Source organism: Rahnella woolbedingensis (genome assembly GCF_003602095.1).
Taxonomy (GTDB): domain Bacteria; phylum Pseudomonadota; class Gammaproteobacteria; order Enterobacterales; family Enterobacteriaceae; genus Rahnella; species Rahnella woolbedingensis.
Window position 1 is genome coordinate 89,334 of record NZ_RAHH01000010.1, and the last position, 18,657, is coordinate 107,990.

At 54.0% G+C, this 18,657-nt stretch carries 17 protein-coding genes; 9 read left to right on the forward strand and 8 right to left on the reverse strand.

Going from position 1 to position 18,657, the window contains the following annotated elements:
- Positions 1-316 precede the first annotated feature (316 nt).
- The 7 genes from acrD (at position 317) to D6C13_RS10390 (ending at position 8,813) form a co-directional block, all read left to right on the forward strand.
- Positions 317-3,472: a multidrug efflux RND transporter permease AcrD gene (acrD, locus tag D6C13_RS10360; RefSeq protein ID WP_120132673.1), complete on the forward strand. Its 3,156-nt coding sequence runs from the start codon at positions 317-319 to the stop codon at positions 3,470-3,472.
- 447 nt (positions 3,473-3,919) lie between these two features.
- On the forward strand, positions 3,920-4,303 hold the full coding sequence (locus tag D6C13_RS10365; RefSeq protein ID WP_120132674.1) for an ArsC family reductase: 384 nt from the start codon (positions 3,920-3,922) through the stop codon (positions 4,301-4,303).
- A gap of 1 nt (position 4,304) precedes the next feature.
- Positions 4,305-5,432 (forward strand): succinyl-diaminopimelate desuccinylase, encoded by a 1,128-nt coding sequence (gene dapE, locus D6C13_RS10370; protein WP_120132675.1) that lies wholly within the window; start codon positions 4,305-4,307, stop codon positions 5,430-5,432.
- Between the two features lie 11 nt (positions 5,433-5,443).
- The gene (locus tag D6C13_RS10375; RefSeq protein WP_208642884.1) at positions 5,444-6,103 is read left to right on the forward strand and encodes a M15 family metallopeptidase; all 660 of its coding nucleotides are present in this window, start codon (positions 5,444-5,446) and stop codon (positions 6,101-6,103) included.
- A gap of 10 nt (positions 6,104-6,113) precedes the next feature.
- Entirely contained in the window at positions 6,114-6,299 is a 186-nt protein-coding gene (locus D6C13_RS10380) for a YpfN family protein (RefSeq protein WP_120132677.1), read from the forward strand.
- A gap of 130 nt (positions 6,300-6,429) precedes the next feature.
- The gene (locus D6C13_RS10385; RefSeq protein ID WP_120132678.1) at positions 6,430-7,710 is read left to right on the forward strand and encodes an ATP-grasp domain-containing protein; all 1,281 of its coding nucleotides are present in this window, start codon (positions 6,430-6,432) and stop codon (positions 7,708-7,710) included.
- A gap of 2 nt (positions 7,711-7,712) precedes the next feature.
- Entirely contained in the window at positions 7,713-8,813 is a 1,101-nt protein-coding gene (locus tag D6C13_RS10390; RefSeq protein WP_120132679.1) for a phosphoserine transaminase, read from the forward strand.
- A 73-nt stretch (positions 8,814-8,886) separates the two neighbouring features.
- Here the strand turns inward: D6C13_RS10390 and ypfH are convergent, their stop codons facing one another.
- The 7 genes from ypfH to dapA form a co-directional block, all read right to left on the reverse strand.
- Positions 8,887-9,537 carry an esterase gene (gene ypfH, locus D6C13_RS10395; RefSeq protein WP_120132680.1) on the reverse strand — a complete coding sequence of 217 codons (651 nt, stop codon included), beginning with the start codon at positions 9,535-9,537 and terminating at the stop codon, positions 8,887-8,889.
- Positions 9,538-9,645: 108 nt separating this feature from the next.
- The gene (locus tag D6C13_RS10400) at positions 9,646-11,640 is read right to left on the reverse strand and encodes a tRNA(Met) cytidine acetyltransferase TmcA (RefSeq protein ID WP_120132681.1); all 1,995 of its coding nucleotides are present in this window, start codon (positions 11,638-11,640) and stop codon (positions 9,646-9,648) included.
- A gap of 5 nt (positions 11,641-11,645) precedes the next feature.
- Complete coding sequence (locus D6C13_RS10405; RefSeq protein WP_112287584.1) at positions 11,646-12,098, reverse strand: DUF441 domain-containing protein; 453 nt, start codon at positions 12,096-12,098, stop codon at positions 11,646-11,648.
- Between the two features lie 114 nt (positions 12,099-12,212).
- Positions 12,213-13,091, reverse strand: a complete 879-nt coding sequence (gene ypfJ, locus D6C13_RS10410; protein WP_120132682.1) for a KPN_02809 family neutral zinc metallopeptidase — start codon at positions 13,089-13,091, stop codon at positions 12,213-12,215.
- A gap of 220 nt (positions 13,092-13,311) precedes the next feature.
- Positions 13,312-14,025, reverse strand: coding sequence for a phosphoribosylaminoimidazolesuccinocarboxamide synthase (gene purC, locus D6C13_RS10415; protein ID WP_015698209.1), 714 nt, complete (start codon positions 14,023-14,025; stop codon positions 13,312-13,314).
- Positions 14,026-14,081: 56 nt separating this feature from the next.
- On the reverse strand, positions 14,082-15,161 hold the full coding sequence (gene bamC / locus D6C13_RS10420) for an outer membrane protein assembly factor BamC (protein WP_120132683.1): 1,080 nt from the start codon (positions 15,159-15,161) through the stop codon (positions 14,082-14,084).
- A gap of 16 nt (positions 15,162-15,177) precedes the next feature.
- Positions 15,178-16,059, reverse strand: coding sequence for a 4-hydroxy-tetrahydrodipicolinate synthase (dapA, locus tag D6C13_RS10425; RefSeq protein WP_120132684.1), 882 nt, complete (start codon positions 16,057-16,059; stop codon positions 15,178-15,180).
- A gap of 145 nt (positions 16,060-16,204) precedes the next feature.
- Between dapA and D6C13_RS10430 the strand changes: the two genes are divergently transcribed.
- The gene (locus tag D6C13_RS10430; protein WP_120132685.1) at positions 16,205-16,771 is read left to right on the forward strand and encodes a glycine cleavage system transcriptional repressor; all 567 of its coding nucleotides are present in this window, start codon (positions 16,205-16,207) and stop codon (positions 16,769-16,771) included.
- A gap of 25 nt (positions 16,772-16,796) precedes the next feature.
- Positions 16,797-17,264, forward strand: a complete 468-nt coding sequence (gene bcp / locus D6C13_RS10435) for a thioredoxin-dependent thiol peroxidase (RefSeq protein ID WP_015698249.1) — start codon at positions 16,797-16,799, stop codon at positions 17,262-17,264.
- A gap of 88 nt (positions 17,265-17,352) precedes the next feature.
- On the opposite strand, the gene D6C13_RS10440 is transcribed toward bcp, so the two are convergent.
- On the reverse strand, positions 17,353-18,417 hold the full coding sequence (locus D6C13_RS10440) for an AI-2E family transporter (RefSeq protein ID WP_120132686.1): 1,065 nt from the start codon (positions 18,415-18,417) through the stop codon (positions 17,353-17,355).
- Positions 18,418-18,657 lie beyond the last annotated feature (240 nt).

An 18,657-nucleotide genomic window follows, 5' to 3' on the forward strand; every position in this document is an offset into this window, starting at 1 on the left:
GCGGGGTGTCATAAAAATGAAGATAGCCAAAGAGTAGACTGTTTCGGCGAATATCGCTCTGAGATAACCCCGTGTACGGGGAGGCTTTTTTACATTATCTCCTTTATTTCTCCACGTTTTATGCGTTGCGAGCAGGTAAAGTGCTTTGACGTAGAACTACACTCTAACACTCGCTCCGTCCCGCCGGGACAGTACCGCCTCTGAGACCGCTTTTAAGAAGACGTTGCTCAGGGGATTTTTTTGCCAGATTACTGGCATTGTGTTTGTTTGCTGATGTTAGTCACTCACGCCAGAGTGACAACGAGGTTCCTGAAGCATGGCTAACTTTTTTATCGATCGCCCGATCTTTGCCTGGGTTTTAGCGATCATCATTTCCCTGACCGGGGCGCTCGCGATCTATTTTCTGCCGGTTGAGCAGTATCCGGATCTGGCTCCGCCAAACGTCAGAATCTCTGCAACGTATCCCGGCGCATCAGCACAAACATTAGAAAACACCGTTACCCAGATTATCGAACAGAACATGACTGGCCTCGATAATCTGATGTACATGTCGTCGCAAAGCAGTAACGACGGTAAATCACAGATAACCCTGAGTTTTACTGCCGGTACCGATCCCAATGAAGCGCTTCAGCAGGTGCAAAACCAGCTGCAACAGGCGCTGAAACGTCTGCCGCAGGATGTGCAGACGCAAGGCGTGACCGTCTCAAAAACCGGTGATACCAACCTGATGATGGTGGCGTTTGTTTCCACAGACGGCAGCATGGATAAGCAGGATATTGCCGATTACGTGGCGTCCAATATTCAGGATCCGCTGAGCCGCGTGCCCGGTGTCGGCAGCATCGATGCTTACGGTTCGCAGTACGCCATGCGTATCTGGCTCGATCCGGATAAGCTGAATAATTATCAGCTGACCACTGCCGATGTCGTCACGGCGATTAAAGCGCAGAACAGTCAGGTGGCCGTCGGTCAGCTTGGCGGTGCGCCTTCGGTCGATTTTCAGGCGCTGAATGCCACCATTAATGCGCAGGCGCAGTTGCAGACGCCGGAGCAGTTTCGCCAGATCACGTTGAAAGTGAATCAGGACGGATCACAGGTCAAACTCGGCGATGTCTCCACTATCGGTCTCGGCGCGGAAAACTACGCCCTGCTCAGCCGTTATAACGGGCAGGCCGCATCCGGTATGGGTGTGAAGCTGGCGTCCGGTGCCAACGAACTGCAAACGGACAAAGCCGTCCGTGCGCGCCTCGATGAGCTTTCTCATTATTATCCGCACGGGCTGAAAGCTGAAATCGCCTACGAAACCACGCCATTTGTTAAAGCGGCAATCACCGACGTGGTGAAAACGCTGTTTGAAGCCATTGTGCTGGTGTTCCTGGTGATGTACCTGTTCCTGCAAAACTTCCGCGCCACGCTTATCCCGACGATTGCCGTACCGGTAGTATTGCTGGGGACATTCGCCGTGCTGCATCAGTTCGGTTACAGCATTAATACCCTGACGATGTTCGCGATGGTGCTCGCCATCGGCCTGCTGGTGGATGACGCCATCGTGGTGGTGGAAAACGTCGAGCGCGTGATGAGCGAGGAAGGCCTCAGCCCCAGAGAGGCCACGCGAAAATCGATGGGACAAATTCAGAGCGCGCTGGTCGGCATTACCATGGTGCTGTCGGCAGTATTTGTGCCAATGGCCTTCTTCGGCGGCACCACCGGCGCAATTTACCGTCAGTTCTCCATCACGATTGTTTCCGCAATGGTGCTGTCCGTGTTCGTCGCCCTGACGCTGACACCGGCGCTGTGTTCAACCATTCTCAAACCTATCGCACAGGGTCATCATCACGGTAAACGCGGCTTCTTCGGCTGGTTTAACCGCATGTTCGACCGCAATGCCCGTCGTTATGAAAGCGGCGTGGCGCGGGTTCTGCGTAACAGCGTGCGCTACATGCTGGGGTATGCCGCGCTGGTCGCCGTGCTGGCGGTGATGTTTATCAAACTGCCAACATCGTTCCTGCCGCTGGAAGACCGTGGCGTATTCACAGTTCAGGTGCAATTGCCCCCAGGCTCGACGCTGCAGCAAACGCAAAAAGTCGTGGAAAAGGTCGAGAAGTATTTCCTGACTGAAGATAAGAAAGACGTGCTTTCGGTGTTCTCTACCATTGGTGCAGGGCCCGGCGGTAACGGGCAGAACGTCGCGCGTATGTTCGTGCGCCTGACGCCGTGGGATGACCGCACGGGTGCAGACGACTCTTCTTTTGCGCTGATTGAACGGGCAACCAAAGCATTTAACAAAATCACAGAAGCCCGCGTCATCGCCAGCAGCCCGCCCGCCATCAACGGCCTGGGCAGTGCGACCGGCTTTGATATGGAATTACAGGATCACGCCGGTCTCGGCCATGACGCCCTGATGGCGGCGCGCGATCAGTTACTGGCGATGACCTCAAAAGACAGCAACCTGACCCGCGTACGTCACAACGGTCTGGATGACAGCCCGCAGCTACAGATCGACATCGATCAGGTGAAAGCGCAGGCGCTGGGTGTGGCTATTGCCGATATCAACAGCACGCTGAGCACCGCGTGGGGTTCGACCTACGTCAATGACTTCGTTGACCGTGGCCGTGTTAAGAAAGTCTATGTGCAGGCCGGTGCGCAATACCGCATGTTGCCGGATGATATTGACCGCTGGTATGTGCGAAATTCTGCCGGAACCATGGTGCCCTTCTCCGCTTTCGCCACGTCGAAATGGCTGACCGGTTCACCGCGTCTGGAACGTTACAACGGCTATTCCGCACTGGAAATTGTGGGTGAACCGGCGACGGGCATCAGCAGCGGTACCGCGATGGATGACATGGAAAAACTGGTTGCGAAACTGCCGGTGGGTATTGGCCTCGAATGGACTGGTCTGTCGTATCAGGAAAGATTATCAGGCTCACAGGCTCCGGCGCTGTATGCTATTTCCCTGCTGGTGGTCTTCCTGTGTCTCGCCGCATTGTATGAGAGCTGGTCAATTCCGTTCTCGGTGATGCTGGTGGTGCCGCTCGGTGTTCTGGGCGCAGTGATTGCGACCTGGCTGCGCGGGCTGGAAAACGATGTGTATTTCCAGGTCGGGATGCTGACCATCATCGGGTTATCGGCGAAGAACGCCATTCTGATTGTCGAATTTGCCAATGACCTGAATGTTCGTGGCAAGGAGTTGCTGGAGGCCACGCTCGAAGCGTCGAGAATGCGTCTGCGACCGATTCTGATGACGTCACTGGCATTTGTTTTCGGTGTTCTGCCGATGGCGACCAGCACCGGTGCCGGTTCCGGCAGCCAGCACGCGGTCGGTACCGGCGTCATCGGCGGGATGATTTCCGCGACCATTCTGGCCATCTTCTTCGTGCCGCTGTTCTTCGTGCTGATCCGCCGTCGTTTCCCCGGCAAGCACGCGCATCCGGTGATTGCTGATATCGTCGAAACGGTGCCGGGCGAGCACCGCTAAAACGCAGAATCTCAGGCAACAAAAAAGGCGTTAATGTGAATTAACGCCTTTTTTATTAATGATTTACTGGCTGTGAGAATCGTCGCTAAATCGGACGTAATGGTCTTCCTGAACAAACGTTTTTTATAATGACGTGCTGCACTGAGAATAAATCTTTTCTTTGCTTTAACGGTAACGATGTGGGGCAATTACGCTTTCAACATACGGTCGATAAAGTCTTTCCAGTGACCTAACTCTTGCTCTAACATTTTACTCCCCTTGATTGGACGGACGGATTATACGTCTGTTTTTTGACCATGTAAAAACTCCGTCATTATTTTTTAAGCACGATCACAATCCCGCCCCGTCTGGATCCTGCGGGCGTTTTGCCTCATTATGTCTCCCATCCTTACGCCCGTTTTTATGCGGGTAAAAAGTTCTTATTTTACTGACAGGTTAAGTTTTTCTATGGCAACGACTTCCGCTTCCACCTCTTTTATTCTCTACGGCATAAAAAATTGCGATACCGTCAAAAAGGCCCGTCGCTGGCTGGAAGATAACGGGGTTGACTATCAGTTTCATGATTACCGGGTCGAAGGGCTGGATGACTCGCTATTGCAGAAGCTGCTGGATAAACAAGGCTGGGAAGCCATGCTCAATACCCGCGGGACGACGTGGCGTAAACTCGATGAAGCCACGCGCTCAGCCTGCGATAACGAAGCCCGCGCTAAAGCCGTAATGCTTGAGCAACCTGCGGTAATCAAACGCCCGTTTTTACTGGCCGCCGATGGTCAGTCCCTGCTGGGATTCAAACCAGAAACCTATCAGCAATTCCTCGCACAGGTGAAGTAACATGAGTTGTCCGGTTCTCGATTTAGCCCAACAGTTAATCCGCCGACCTTCCCTCAGCCCGGACGATGCAGGCTGTCAGGAAATTATGATTGCCCGCCTCGAAGCCGCTGGCTTTCACGTGGAGCCGATGCATTTTGGCGATACCCTGAATTTCTGGGCCACACGCGGACAAGGTAAAACGCTGGCCTTTGCCGGTCATACCGATGTCGTGCCGACCGGCGATCACAAGCTGTGGGTGACCGGTCCGTTCGAGCCTACGCTGCGCGACGGCATGCTGTATGGTCGCGGCGCGGCAGATATGAAAGGTTCGCTGGCGGCGATGGTGGTCGCAGCAGAACGTTTCGTCGCCGCCAATCCGAATCATCAGGGCCGTCTGGCGTTTCTTATCACCTCAGATGAAGAAGCCAGCGCTGTAAACGGCACCGTCAAAGTGGTCAACGCGCTGATGGAACGCAATGAGCGCCTCGATTATTGTCTGGTCGGCGAGCCTTCCAGCACCACACGCGTCGGCGATATTGTCAAAAATGGCCGCCGCGGATCCATGACCGCCAATCTGCACGTTCACGGCGTTCAGGGACATGTGGCCTATCCGCATCTGGCGGACAATCCGGTGCACCGCGCCATGCCTGCGCTGAACGAACTGGTCGCCACCGAGTGGGATAATGGCAACGAATTCTTCCCGCCGACCAGCATGCAAATCGCCAATATCAATGCCGGTACCGGCAGCAATAACGTGATCCCCGGCGAGCTGTATGTGCAGTTCAATTTCCGTTTCAGCACCGAACTGACCGATGCCATCATCAAACAGCGCGTGGCTGAATTACTCGACCGCCATAACCTGCAATACACCCTGAACTGGGTGGTTTCCGGTCAGCCGTTCCTGACGTCACGCGGTGCGCTGGTGGATGCCGTGGTGAACGCCGTGCGTCACTACAGTGAAATTACGCCGGAATTGCAAACGACCGGCGGCACCTCTGACGGGCGTTTCATCGCGCTGATGGGCGCTCAGGTCGTCGAACTGGGGCCGGTCAACGCCACCATCCATAAAATCAATGAATGCGTTCACGCAGCGGATTTGCAGGTTCTCAGCCGCATGTATCAGCGCATCATGGAACAGTTAGTCGCATGATGAGCCATGAAATGCTGACCGGTCGCTCCGATGCGCATCTGGTGACACTGGGCGAAGGCCCGCACCGGTTGCAAAAAGAGGCGGCACAGGCATTTGAAAAAATGCGTCAGGCCGCCGGTGTTGCGGGATTTGATTTGCAGCCAGCCAGCACTTTTCGTGATTTCAGTCGCCAACTGGCTATCTGGAATGGCAAATTTCGCGGCGAGCGACCAGTATTAGATAAGAACAGCCAGCCGGTGGATATCAGTGAGTTAACCACAGCGGAACGTTGTCAGTTGATTTTGCGCTGGTCTGCGCTGCCGGGCGCCAGCCGCCATCACTGGGGCAGTGATCTGGATGTGTACGATCCTTCACTGTTACCGGCCGATAAAAAGTTGCAACTGGAGCCGTGGGAATACGAAGAAGGCGGCTATTTTTATCCGCTGAATCAGTGGCTTTCGGCACATATGGCGGAATTTGGTTTTTACCGCCCGTACGCAGAAGATACCGGTGGCGTCGCTGTTGAACCCTGGCATCTGAGTTACCGTCCGCTGGCGCAGGAATGCGAGAAGTTGCTTTCACCGCAGGTTCTCATCAGCGCCTGGACAGGACAGGAAGTCGCCGCCGCTGACTGGTTAGCCAGTCAGATGACGGAAATATTTCCGCGATTTATCGCCCTCTCACCCCTTTAAGGAGCACACCATGGAGTGGATCAAAGATTACTGGTGGATCGTTCTGATCATACTGGTCGGGATGTTAATCAGCGGGATCAAAGAGCTGAACCGTGTTGATGTGAAGAAGTTTTTGAAAGACAAACCGGAGATCCCCCCGCACCGCGACAACAATGCGGAATGGGATAACGATGACGACTGGCCGAAGAAAAAGTAAGCCCGGCCTGTCTTGTTGGATCTCCTAATCAGTATTAGTCGGCGGAAAATGTAGCGATTCTCCGCCGATTGACTTTCTCCCCTGCCGGTAACATGCAACGTGAAACCGATGCACGGAGAGAACAAGTCCTTTGCAAACACTACCTATTTCCCCCGCCGGTCAGGCTGCGTCTGAGAATTTCGACGCCACGCAATTTCTGGGGCTGGCTCCGTTTTTACGTATGAGCATCGCCGGTGATGAATGCACTGACATCGCACAGGAGCTGGTGACGCGCGCACAGCAAAACCCCGATGACGCCGTACTGTGGATGAACCTTTCCACCGTCATACTGTGCCTGCAACGCACCGAACTCGGCCTGACCATTCAGGAACAAGCGCTGGCCATGCAGCAGGTTTATACCCTCAGCGCCGCGCAACAACCGGCAAAACTGCGTCTGCTGATGCTGATGGTGCCTGGTACGTTGTCTGCCAACGTACCGCTCGACTGTCTGCTGGAAAACAGCGATATCGAGCTGATTTATTACTACATCACGCCCGAAGCGCCGTTTGAAGCGCCGATCCCGGAGCATGATTTACTGATGGTCGGTATCAGCGCCACCACCGAAAACTTATTCCTGCTACAGCAGCTGGAAAGCATCACCCGCCAGTGGCCGGTGCCGGTGATCAATGCGCCGCAACATATCCCCAGCTCCGAGCGCCATACCGCCAGCACGCTGTTGCAGAATCAGCCGGGATTAACCATTGCGCAGGCGCATCCGGTGACGTTTTCCGCGCTGTCGGCGGTCGCGGAAGGCAAAATCACCCTGAGCAGCACCCTGTCCGGCAGCGATTTCCCGGTGATCCTGCGCCCTGCCGGTTCACACGGCGGTCACGGTCTGGAAAAAGTCACCCGTCAGGAAGAACTGGTGAGTTATCTGACCCGCGTGCAGGTGGAAGATTATTTCCTGTCGCAGTTCATCGATTACAGCAACGCCGACGGCCAGTTCCGCAAATACCGTATTTCGCTGATCGACGGCGTGCCTTATGCCTGTCATATGGCGATTTCGTCGCACTGGATGGTGCATTACGTCAACGCGTTCATGTATGAAGATCAGAAAAAACGCGAAGAAGAAGCCACATTTCTGAATAACTTCGGCGAATTCGTTGCCCGTCATCAGCAGGCGCTGAAGGCCATTTTTGAGACCACCCGGCTCGATTATCTGGGCATTGATTGCAGCGAAGCACCCGACGGCAGTCTGCTGGTCTTTGAAATCGATCCGGCCATGGTCGTACACGCGATGGACCTGGAAGTGATGTTCCCACACAAACAAGTCCATATGAATAAAGTTAAAACAGCATGCCGCGAGTTGCTGTTATCCCGTGCTTTTGCGCACAGCGGCGCATCGGCTGATGCGCCAGAAGGAAAAGAATAATCATGATTTCACGTAACGCTCTGAATTTCTCCGGTGGTCCCGGCGCATTGCCGGAAACGGTACTCGCGCAGGTTGAAGCCGCGATCAAAGAAGTCCCGGAAATGGGCCTGTCGATCCTCGGCATCAGCCACCGCTCTGACTGGTTTGCCAGCGTTGTTGAAGAAACCGAAAACAACATCCGCACGCTGCTTGGCCTGTCGAAAGATTTCCATATTCTGTTCCTGCAGGGCGGCGCGACGCAGCAATTCTCGATGGTGCCGATGACGCTGCTGCGTGGTCAGAAACAGGCGGCGGAATATCTGGATACCGGTTACTGGAGCAGTAAAGTCGTGACCGAAGCGCGTCGCGAAGGGCCGGTGAAAGTGCTGTGGAGCGGCGAGTCTTGCGGCTTCAACCGCCTGCCAGCGGATGAGGAACTGGAGTTTTCTCCGGACGCACCTTATCTGCATTACGTTTCCAACGAGACGGTGGAAGGATTGCAGTTCCAGCGCGTTCTGGGTCGCGACGACGTGCCGCGTGTCTGCGATATGTCTTCTGATTTCCTGTCCAAACCCTGCGATGCCAATAAATTCTCAGTGATTTACGCCCATGCCCAGAAAAATATCGGCCCGGCAGGCGTCACTATCGTACTGGTACATGACACCGTGGTGAAAGCCTCGTCTGACGAATTGCCATCGTTCCTGAATTACCGTCGTCAGGTGGAATCCCATTCCAACCTCAATACTCCGCCGGTATTCGCAATTTATGTGGTGCTGCTGGTCACGCGCTGGCTGCTCAATGACGTCGGCGGCCTGGAGAATATGGAACAGACCAACCGCCACAAAGCGGAACTGCTGTATGCGATGCTCGATAACAGCGACGGTTTCTATAATGGCTGGAGCAGCAAAGCAGACCGTTCACAAATGAACGTCGCGTTTAAACTGCCGGATGAAGAGCTGGAGAAGAAATTCCTGGCAGAAAGCCATGAAGCCGGTTTCTCGGGGCTGTCAGGGCATCGTGCCATCGGCGGCATTCGTGCGTCTATCTACAACGCATTGTCGCTGCCAGCGGCAGAGAAGCTGACTCACTTCATGGATGATTTCATGCGAAAAAACCGCAAATAATCGCCATAAGCAGAAATAAAAACGCCCCGGTTGTAATGCAGACGGGGGCGTTTCTTTTTAGCGTCGCAAGGAATCAGTGCTGATGCGATTTCGGCTGGTAGTTCTTCAGATGCGCGATAGCAGTATTGATCATATGTGAATCCAGCCCGTGTCCCATACCCGCCTGCAGATCCAGAGTACAGTCACAGCCCAGGGATTTCAGGCGCTCCGCCGCACTTTTCGACTGGAACGGGTTGATCACCGGATCCTGTTCGCCATGAATGAAATGCACCACCGTGGCTGCGGTAATCGGTATTTCCGGAAGTGAGGAAAAACGCCCGCTGAACGCGACAATACGCGATGCCAGATGTTCTTCCACCTTGGTTGATTCCAGCGCCATGATCGTACCCTGAGAGAAGCCGACCAAAGTAGTGTGCTCCGGCGTAACACCGGTTTTCTGCTGCCAGTCGCGGACAATCTGCACGAAAGCAGGCATCGCGGCATCCACACGCGGCTGACGGTTTTGCTCAGTCACACCCTGCACGGAGAACCACTGAAAGCCGCGGCCAAAATCACAAATATCCGGGCTGCCGACACTGATCACCTGCGCCTGCGGGAACGAAACAGCGAAAAACTTACCGATTTCGCCCATGGAAATCGGGTTATCACCCACGCCATGAAATAATAAAATCAGCTGGTTAGCTCTTTCTTCCGGCTGCTGGACGATAATCTGTTCTGAGCTCATTGCTCTCTCCCGTTGTAAATTTATGGGTTCACTATACGCCGCCTGCCGGTCAGTGAAATTGGGATTTATTGAACGAGTCTTTCCATTTTTTGCAATGAAACCGCTGACTTATTCCGCCATTCCCGCGGCTTTCAGCGCCTGTTGTGTTTCCTGACGCCAGTGGCTGAGCAAGGCTTTGCGGCCGGAAAGCTTCAGCGCCACGACAATTTGTGCCACGCTCTGCCCCTGTTGCAAATGAGCACGCAGCGCGGTCAGCGGCAAAGCGCTGTGTAACAGAAGGCGGCTGAGCGCCGGTAAACTGCTTTCCAGCGGACGATGGGCAAAGGCGAATCCGTTCAGTTCGCGCCAGTCAGCATCATCAGGCTGCGTGTCTGCCGCGCCGTTTAACGGCAACTCAAGCACCATCAGCGGCGCCAGCCAGCGCCAGTCGCGGTTAAGCTGATGCTCTGCAATATCTGCCAGCTTCTGCCCCGCCGCACTGAGCGGCAATATCGCCATCGCGGCATAACATCCGCTGCTGGCTTCTTTCTGCGTACTGATGCGCACCAGCCGGAATCCGGCCTGCTGCCATAACGACGCCAGATCTGAAGTGTAGCCAAAACTCACCGACAGAAAATCCAGCCCCGCCTGCTGCGCACGCTGTTTTTGTTCCGCTAGCAAATCGCGGGCGATACCCTGACGGCGAAATGCGGGATGTACCGCAATCCGGCTGACGCGCCGTGAACGCAATACGGCGGCGTCGGGGGATCCCGCGTGAGCGGCGAGCGACTGCGCGACCAGATTGCCGCGCGGACGCCGCCTGCCCGCCCAGACTTCCTGCGCCAGTTCAGTGCTCAGCCCGCCCTCATCCACCAGCCATAGCGCGCCGGTCAGCGTGTTTTTCATTCGTGACGCGCTGAACGTCATGCCCGTCGCATCCAGCAGACGGCGTAAATCCAGCGGTGAGGTGCGGTAATGCGCGCTGGTCAGCAGCCCGTAGAAATCTTCTAACAGCGCCGGTTCTGTCAGCCAGTCGTCCGCCTGAATAGGGAATATTTCTGATGTGCCGCCCGTCGCATCTGCATCTGGCAGATGCTCATCAAACAGCAATAAATCGCTGATGAACGGCTCGAGCGTGTCGACGGATGACCAGCGGATCGGGACATTCAGACGCAGATCCTGCCACTGCGGCAAAGACGCACAGAATTTGAGTAAGAATCCGCGCCCGGTGCCTTCGTATCCCTGAACCGTCGTGGTCAGTAAAACACGCGGAAATGCCGCAATCAGTTCTGACAGCATCGGCGTTGGAATTGCCGCCGCTTCATCGATAATCAGCCAGTCAGCGTCAGTCACCACGCCTTCGCGACATAACGAAAGTAAGGCATCCGGCGCGATAAAACGGGCCGATTCTGTCTGCTGATTAAGGATCTGGCTGGCTGAGACTTTAGCCGGGGCGGTCACAAGGCAAATGCCCGGCCATTGCAACGTGAGCATGCCTGCCAGAGTCGATTTTCCCCGGCCACGCGGCGCCGTCAGCACCCAGACGCCAGATTTAGCCTGCATCAGCTGCTGTAAAATTTGCTGCTGCGCGGGTGTGGGCTGGCCGTCAGGTACCTGCCAGCCGGGTGCAGCAGGCAGCGGCACGAGTTCAAAAGGCTGCCCCTGACGCCATACCGCAATGGTGCGGTCTTGTCCGAGCAAAGACTGAAAACGCTGAATAAAACGGGGAGCCGGAATGGCCTGGGGCTGTTCGCTCCAGCGCAGGCTGTCGGCGTCGGGGCGTTCAGGCCACTGGTTCCATTCCGGCACCAGCAAGATCAGCCAGCTTCCGGCTTTCAGCGTGCCGGAAAATGCCGCCAGCGCCTGGGCGTTCAGACCGTCGCGCGCATCAAACACGCCATGCAGAATATCTTGTCCGAGCAGCGTATGCGCCGCTGAGGCCGAACAGGCGTTCACGTTATCAGGCGGTGAATCGCTCAGCCACAGCCAGTCCCCCGCTTGCCCGTCGCAAAACTTCGTCGCCTGAACGGCAGACCAGCGGGCATCGCCGCTGATAACCAGTAACCGGCGCACGCCTTGTTTTTGCATCTGCTGTTGCAGGCCGTTTTTCAGCGCGATATCCATTGCCGTCAGGTTTTACCGACAATCATCGATAATAGGCCGGCGGCGATCAGCGGCCCGACCGGCACGCCTTTAAACATCGCCACGCCCAGCACGGTGCCCACCAGTAAACCCGCCACCAGATGCGGCTGCGTGCCCATCAGCGTCAGGCCACGTCCGCCAAGCCAGGACACCAGAACGCCGACCAGAATGGCGACAATGGATTTCCAGTGGAAGAAAGAATGCACCACAGTGCTGGCGCTGATTTTTCCGCTGGCAATCGGTGCCATCACGCCAATGGTCAGAATAATAATGCCGATAGTCAGGCCATATTTTTCTATCCATGGGAAAAAGTTGTTCAGCGGCGTAATCCGCACAGTAAGGAGGAAGAACATTGCGATGGTGACGGCGCTGTTATGGCTGATGATGCCCAGACCGGCGAAGACGAGTAAAATCAATAGGGTTGGATCGAGAAAAGCCATGGCAATCCCAGCGGTTCAACATGAGGAAAAAAGAGAGGCTCACAGAGCCTCTCTGGATCGGTCATTGATTATTGAACAGTTTTTACCGGCAGACCAGAGCTTATTGCCTCTAAATCAGCGACTGGCGAACGTGTTGCACTGGTCAGGATTGCCGGTATCAAATCCGCGTTTGAACCAGGTATAACGCTGCTCAGACGTTCCGTGAGTGAAGCTGTCCGGCACAACACGCCCCTGACTTTGCTGCTGTAAGCGGTCATCGCCGATGGCCCGCGCGGCATCCAGCGCTTCTTTCAGGTCGCCCTCTTCCAGAACATTTTGCTGCTGCATGGCGTGTCCCCAGACACCGGCGTAGCAGTCAGCCTGCAATTCCATTTTCACCGACAGCTGATTCACCACCGTCTGCGATGCACCCTGCTGCATCTGGCGAACTTTACGTTCGGTGCCCAGCAAATTCTGCACATGGTGGCCGACTTCGTGCGCCACGACATACCCCTGGGCAAAATCACCGCCTGCGCCGAGTTTGTTTTGTAATTCCTGATAGAAAGACAAATCGATATACACCGTGCTGTCCGCCGGGCAATAGAACGGGCCCATTACGGACTGGCCGGTACCGCAACCGGTACGGGTTGCCCCGCGATACATTACCAGTTTCGGCTCACGATAGGTCATGCCCTGTTTCTGGAAAATTCCTTTCCAGGTGTCTTCTGTCGAGGCGAGGATCACCGAGGTGAATTTAGCCTGTTCATCATCTTTCGGGCTGATGGATTGCGACTGTGTCTGTTGCTGCATACCGCCGGACTGCCCGCCGTCAATCAGCGGACTCAGGTCGATACCATAATAACCGGCAACCAGCACCACAATAATGATCACAATACCGCTTTTGCCGCGAATAGGCAGACGCATTCCCCCGCCGCCTAAACCGCCGCCGCCGTTAGATCCCTGTCCGCGTCTGTCTTCTACATTGTCGCTTTCGCGACGCCCTTGCCAACGCATAATCCACCTCCAGACTGTTTTTTTAAGACTAGCCAGCACATGCAGTTAATACCATCTGCGAAAGGAGGTAATTTTAGGGGTCGGGGAATTAAATGAAAGAAAACAGTTTGAAAAGAGGAAAATTAAAAGCACGAAAGAGCACGGGTGACGAAAATCATCACCCGTTTAGAGCATACCGCGTAAACGATTGCGCAGTCTGGCTAAAAAAAAGTTACTGCGCTTAGTCCAGTTTCACACCGATACGGTGAGCCACTTCTTCATAAGCTTCGATCAGGCCACCGAGGCTCTGGCGATAACGGTCTTTGTCCATCTTGTTCAGAGTTTCTTTATCCCAAAGACGGCTGCCGTCTGGAGAGAACTCATCACCCAGCACCACTTCGCCGTTGAACAGACCGAATTCCAGTTTGAAATCGACCAGGATCAGACCGGCATCATCAAACAATTTGCTCAGCACGTCGTTGGCTTTGTAGCTAAGCTCTTTCATGCGCGCGAGGTTTTCTTCGTTCACCCAGCCAAACGTCTTACAGTAAGATTCGTTGACCATCGGATCGTGCATCGCATCGTTTTTCAGGAACAGATCGAACAACGGCGGATTCAGTTCCAGACCTTCTTCAATGCCCAGACGTTTTACCAGCGAACCTGCAGCACGGTTACGGATAACGCATTCAACCGGGACCATATCCAGTTTTTTCACCAGCACTTCAGTGTCAGACAACAGGCGTTCCATCTGAGTAGGAATACCGGCTTCTTCCAGCTTAGCCATGATGAAATGGTTAAATTTGTTGTTAACCATACCTTTACGGTCGAACTGCTCAATACGCTGACCATCCAGTGCTGACGTATCGTTACGGAACTCCAGTACCAGAAGGTCCGGGTTTTCGGTGGTGTAGACGGTTTTCGCCTTGCCGCGATACAACTCAGCTAACTTTTGCATCTTTACTTACTCCAGTGGAAAAAACAGATGTAAAAAGGGGCCGGAGCCCCTTGGTATTATTTTGCGCTGCTCTGGCTAAACGCGGCCTGCATGACCGCCACCATCGCGTCGTTCTGCGACTGGCTGAGAGCATGTCCTTTCGGATCAAGGAACTGCAAGCTACTACGGTTGTCGAGGTCGCCAACCTGAAGTTTGTAATCACCGGAGCTAAGGCCCGGATCTTTCGCACCCAGCGTCTGCCACGCATCGTCATTAAGCGGTTTGTAAGTCACAGAAATTGTGCCTTGCGGACGGCTGCTGTCGGTTACTTTCATGCCCGCTTTCGCCAGGGCATTCGGTAAGCGATCCCACACTACGCCATAGCTGGAACGCACAATCAGCACCGGTAAGCCGGTATCATCAGCGCCACTCTGCACGTCGATTTCACCTACGCGACGGTTATCGAGACGCGCCTGAGTATCCTGCTGAACCTTATCCAGGTTCGCTGTGATGGCGTTCATCATCTGGCTGTTGTAACGCTGGATTTCAGCTGTAGAGGTCACCGCTTTATCTTGCTGTTTCAGCTCAAGCGTTTTCACTGTCAGTGCCAGCTGGTAGCTCTGCTGTTTCACGCTGATCTGATAACGGCCCTGATACTGGAAGTCTTCATCGGCACGATTCCAGTCAACGAAATCGGTTGAGAGGGTCTGATTCGCGTCATCACGGTTGGCAATTTTGAATTTATTTTGCTCAACAGCTTTAACAACGTTGTTCCACAAATCGCGGTTTTGCGGCGTGTTTTCCAGCAATACTGTGCTGCTGTCGCCCGCTAATTGAGTCTGAGAACCGTTAAGCAAGGCCAGCGGCTGAGCTGGTGGACGAATGTCTAGCTGTTTGCCCACAGCGCCCTGCATTGCGCCTGACTGAATATCATAAGTGCCGTTCTGCACTGGCAGGATCATACCTGATGGTGCTTTCAGCTCATGCAGAGCTGGCGCATCCAGGTAGGCTTCATCACCGCTCACCTGGCGCTTGTAGCGCTGGTCGCTGGAACAGGCTGCCAGCAGCATAATCAGGGAAACACCCACGACTTTCGCTACGGCAGTCTTCTGCAATCGGGTCATCTGGAAACTATTCTTGTCAAATAAAGAGGCCATCAAATCTTCCTAAGAGTTACAGCAAACCGGCGCTTTTTAATGCTTCTTCCACGACCGGACGGGCAGCATCTGTTAACGGCGTCATAGGCAGACGCATCGTATCGGTTGCCATCAAGCCCAGTGCCTTACAGGCCCATTTCACCGGGATTGGGTTTGCTTCTACAAACAAATTCTGATGCAAAGGCATCAGGCGCTGATTCAGGCGACGCGCCTCGGCAAAGTTGCCAAGAGCAGCCAGCTCACAAAGTTGTGCCATTTCACGGGCAGCGACGTTAGCAGTAACGGAAATAACGCCTTTGCCTCCGAGCTGCATAAAGTCCAGACCACTGGCGTCATCGCCGCTCAGCAGAATGAAATCTTCATCATCAACCAGCACTTGGATCTGACTTACACGACTTAAGTTCCCTGTTGCCTCTTTAACAGCAACAATATTCTTCAATTTTGCTAAACGCGCGATGGTCGGCGGCAGCATATCGCAGCCGGTACGTGAGGGCACGTTGTAGAGAATTTGCGGCAGGGAGGTGTTTTCAGCGATAGCTTTAAAGTGCTGATACAGGCCTTCCTGAGTCGGACGGTTGTAATAAGGGGTGACTGTCAGACAGCCAACAACGCCACTATTTTCAAAACGTTGCGTAAGAGAAATCGCTTCAGCGGTGGCATTTGCACCTGTGCCTGCGATCACCGGAATGCGGCCGTCGGCCAGTTCCAGTGTTTGTAAGACCACGTCACCGTGCTCATCGTGGCTCAGCGTTGCCGACTCGCCGGTTGTGCCAACGGAAACGATCGCCGCAGTACCACTGGACACATGATAATCAATCAGTTTTTTCAGACTTGCGCGATCGACGGCACCTTTGGTGTCCATCGGCGTAACCAGTGCAACAATACTTCCCGTAAACATTGACCTTCCCCTCCACAAACAGGTCACTCATGGTACTTTTGACACCACTGCAAAAGCAAGCAATCAACGAGCGGTAACCGCTTGTCCGGCGGTTTTTTTTATGTTTACCTTGGGAATACTCCAAAGCACGACAGGAAGACTCATTTTGCCGCAGCCACAACAACATTATCTGGTCATCACCGCGTTAGGTGCCGACCGCCCTGGTATCGTAAACACGATTACCCGTCAGGTGAGCAGCTGCGGCTGTAATATTGAGGACAGCCGGCTGGCAATGCTGGGCGATGAGTTTACGTTCATCATGCTGCTTTCCGGCAGCTGGAACGCCATCACCCTGATTGAATCCACCCTGCCACAAAAAGGGGCGGAGCTTGAATTGCTGATTGTGATGAAACGCACCAGCGCCCATGAACGTCCGCCGATGCCCGCGACCGTGTGGGTGAAAGTGGAAGTGAAAGACTCCCCTCATCTGATTGAGCGTTTTACCGATTTATTCCATACACATCAGATGAATATCGCCGAACTTGCGTCAAAAACCCGTCCGGCAGACGCGACCCTGCCCGCGCAGCTTTCCATTCAGATCACCGCCCACAGTGCGGCGAATACCGATCCGACAATTATTGAGCAGGCGTTTCATCAGCTATGTACAGAACTGAAAGCGCAAGGCAGTATTAACGTCGTTAGTTATTCTGAGAATGAAGATAAACTGCAGTAACAGCTGAAAGATACGGAGAAAGACAATGAGCCCACTGAAAGCCGGTGATCCTGCGCCGCAATTTAGTTTACCCGACCAAGACGGTGAACAAATTAATCTGGCCGACTTCCAGGGACAGAAAGTCCTGGTCTATTTCTATCCAAAAGCCATGACCCCGGGTTGTACGGTACAGGCCTGCGGACTGCGCGATAACATGGATCAGTTGAAAAGTGCAGGCGTTGAAGTGCTGGGGATCAGCACCGATAAGCCAGAAAAACTGTCGCGTTTTGCTGAAAAAGAACTGCTGAACTTCACCTTGCTTTCCGATGAAGATCATCAGGTTTGTGAGCAGTTTGGCGTCTGGGGTGAAAAATCCTTTATGGGTAAAACCTACGACGGCATCCACCGCATCAGCTTCCTGCTCGACGGCAATGGCAAAGTTGAGAAAGTGTTCGACGACTTCAAAACCACTAACCACCATGACATTGTGATGGCGTACTTAAACGGTAAATAACCGTTACAGTAAACAGCCTAAATGGCAGGTTTGTGGACATAAAAAAAAGCGCAGACGCGCTTTTTTTATTTTTACCCGGTGCCGGTTTTCAGACCGTTTCGTTCAGTGATTCATCTGGCCAGACGTGCACCACGGCTTTCACCAGCGTCGCCAGCGGTATCGCAAAGAACACGCCCCAGAATCCCCAAAGGCCGCCAAAGACCACCACCGCCAGAATAATGACCAGCGGATGCAGGTTCACCGCCTCTGAGAACAACAGCGGCACTATCACGTTGCCATCCAGACCCTGAACGACCAGATAGGCGACGATCAGCGTCCAGAAATCTGCACCGAGTCCCCACTGGAACATCGCCACAATCACCACCGGAATAGTCACCAGCATCGCGCCGATATAGGGGATCAGCACCGACACGCCAACCAGCACCGCCATCAGCAGCGAATAACGCATGTCCATCACCACAAACACCAGATAAGTCGCGATACCGACGATGATCATCTCCAGCACTTTTCCGCGAATATAATTAGTGATCTGCTGATTCATCTCCTCCCAGACCTGCCCTGCCAGCCCGCGGTCTCGCGGCAAAATACGGCGGACGGCGTTGAGCATTTGCTCTTTATCCTTGAGCAGGAAGAACACCATCATTGGCACCAGAATCAGGTAAATCGCCAGCGTCAGTAAGCCGACCAGCGACGCCAGTGAATATTTCACCACCGATTCGCCAAGACCAGATAATTTACTGCGCATGTTTTCAGCCATCATATCGATGATACCGGCATCGACCAGCGCCGGATAACGCTTGGGTAAGGTGGCCGCAAAATCGTAAAAACGGTTAAGCATACTGGGTAAATCTGTCATCAGATTCACACCTTGCTGCCAGGTGACAGGCGCAACAACGAAGATACCTAACATCAGAATACCGGCAAAAAGGATCAGTACCACGCTCACGGAAAGCGTGCGCGAAAGCCCGAGATGTTGCAGCCGGACGGTTGGCCATTCCAGTAAATACGCCAGAACAATCGCCACCAGAAGCGGAGCAAGAATGCCATTGAGGAAATAAAGAATACAAAAACCCGCAACCAGGATGGCCAGCAGGGCGATGGCCTGCGGGTCAGTAAAGCGACGGCGATACCACTGTAATAACATGTCCAACATCAGATAACGCTCCTGTAATTTCCCGGCCTGACGAGTTTGCGCTGTTCGTTCCCTGCGCGCTCAGACACAAGTAACTATCTTCAAAATTCGTTGTCACACAACTGTAGCTGCACAGTATTTTAAACTCTCACGAGGATAGCTACTATAGAGAGCGGCGCAAAGAAAAGCGCCACAAAATAACGGTCTGCAATGCAGTTCATGGAAGAAAGGCTTTAAAAGCTTATTAGTAACGCGGTTAAC

What these genes read in the sequence shown, in the direction of transcription:
- acrD (WP_120132673.1), top strand. Translation starts at nt 317, where the DNA reads ATGGCTAACTTTTTTATCGATCGCCCGATCTTTGCCTGGGTTTTAGCG.
- D6C13_RS10365 (WP_120132674.1), top strand. Translation starts at nt 3,920, where the DNA reads ATGGCAACGACTTCCGCTTCCACCTCTTTTATTCTCTACGGCATAAAA.
- dapE (WP_120132675.1), top strand. Translation starts at nt 4,305, where the DNA reads ATGAGTTGTCCGGTTCTCGATTTAGCCCAACAGTTAATCCGCCGACCT.
- D6C13_RS10375 (WP_208642884.1), top strand. Translation starts at nt 5,444, where the DNA reads ATGCTGACCGGTCGCTCCGATGCGCATCTGGTGACACTGGGCGAAGGC.
- D6C13_RS10380 (WP_120132677.1), top strand. Translation starts at nt 6,114, where the DNA reads ATGGAGTGGATCAAAGATTACTGGTGGATCGTTCTGATCATACTGGTC.
- D6C13_RS10390 (WP_120132679.1), top strand. Translation starts at nt 7,713, where the DNA reads ATGATTTCACGTAACGCTCTGAATTTCTCCGGTGGTCCCGGCGCATTG.
- ypfH (WP_120132680.1), bottom strand. Translation starts at nt 9,537, where the DNA reads ATGAGCTCAGAACAGATTATCGTCCAGCAGCCGGAAGAAAGAGCTAAC.
- D6C13_RS10400 (WP_120132681.1), bottom strand. Translation starts at nt 11,640, where the DNA reads ATGGATATCGCGCTGAAAAACGGCCTGCAACAGCAGATGCAAAAACAA.
- D6C13_RS10405 (WP_112287584.1), bottom strand. Translation starts at nt 12,098, where the DNA reads ATGGCTTTTCTCGATCCAACCCTATTGATTTTACTCGTCTTCGCCGGT.
- ypfJ (WP_120132682.1), bottom strand. Translation starts at nt 13,091, where the DNA reads ATGCGTTGGCAAGGGCGTCGCGAAAGCGACAATGTAGAAGACAGACGC.
- purC (WP_015698209.1), bottom strand. Translation starts at nt 14,025, where the DNA reads ATGCAAAAGTTAGCTGAGTTGTATCGCGGCAAGGCGAAAACCGTCTAC.
- bamC (WP_120132683.1), bottom strand. Translation starts at nt 15,161, where the DNA reads ATGGCCTCTTTATTTGACAAGAATAGTTTCCAGATGACCCGATTGCAG.
- dapA (WP_120132684.1), bottom strand. Translation starts at nt 16,059, where the DNA reads ATGTTTACGGGAAGTATTGTTGCACTGGTTACGCCGATGGACACCAAA.
- bcp (WP_015698249.1), top strand. Translation starts at nt 16,797, where the DNA reads ATGAGCCCACTGAAAGCCGGTGATCCTGCGCCGCAATTTAGTTTACCC.
- D6C13_RS10440 (WP_120132686.1), bottom strand. Translation starts at nt 18,417, where the DNA reads ATGTTGGACATGTTATTACAGTGGTATCGCCGTCGCTTTACTGACCCG.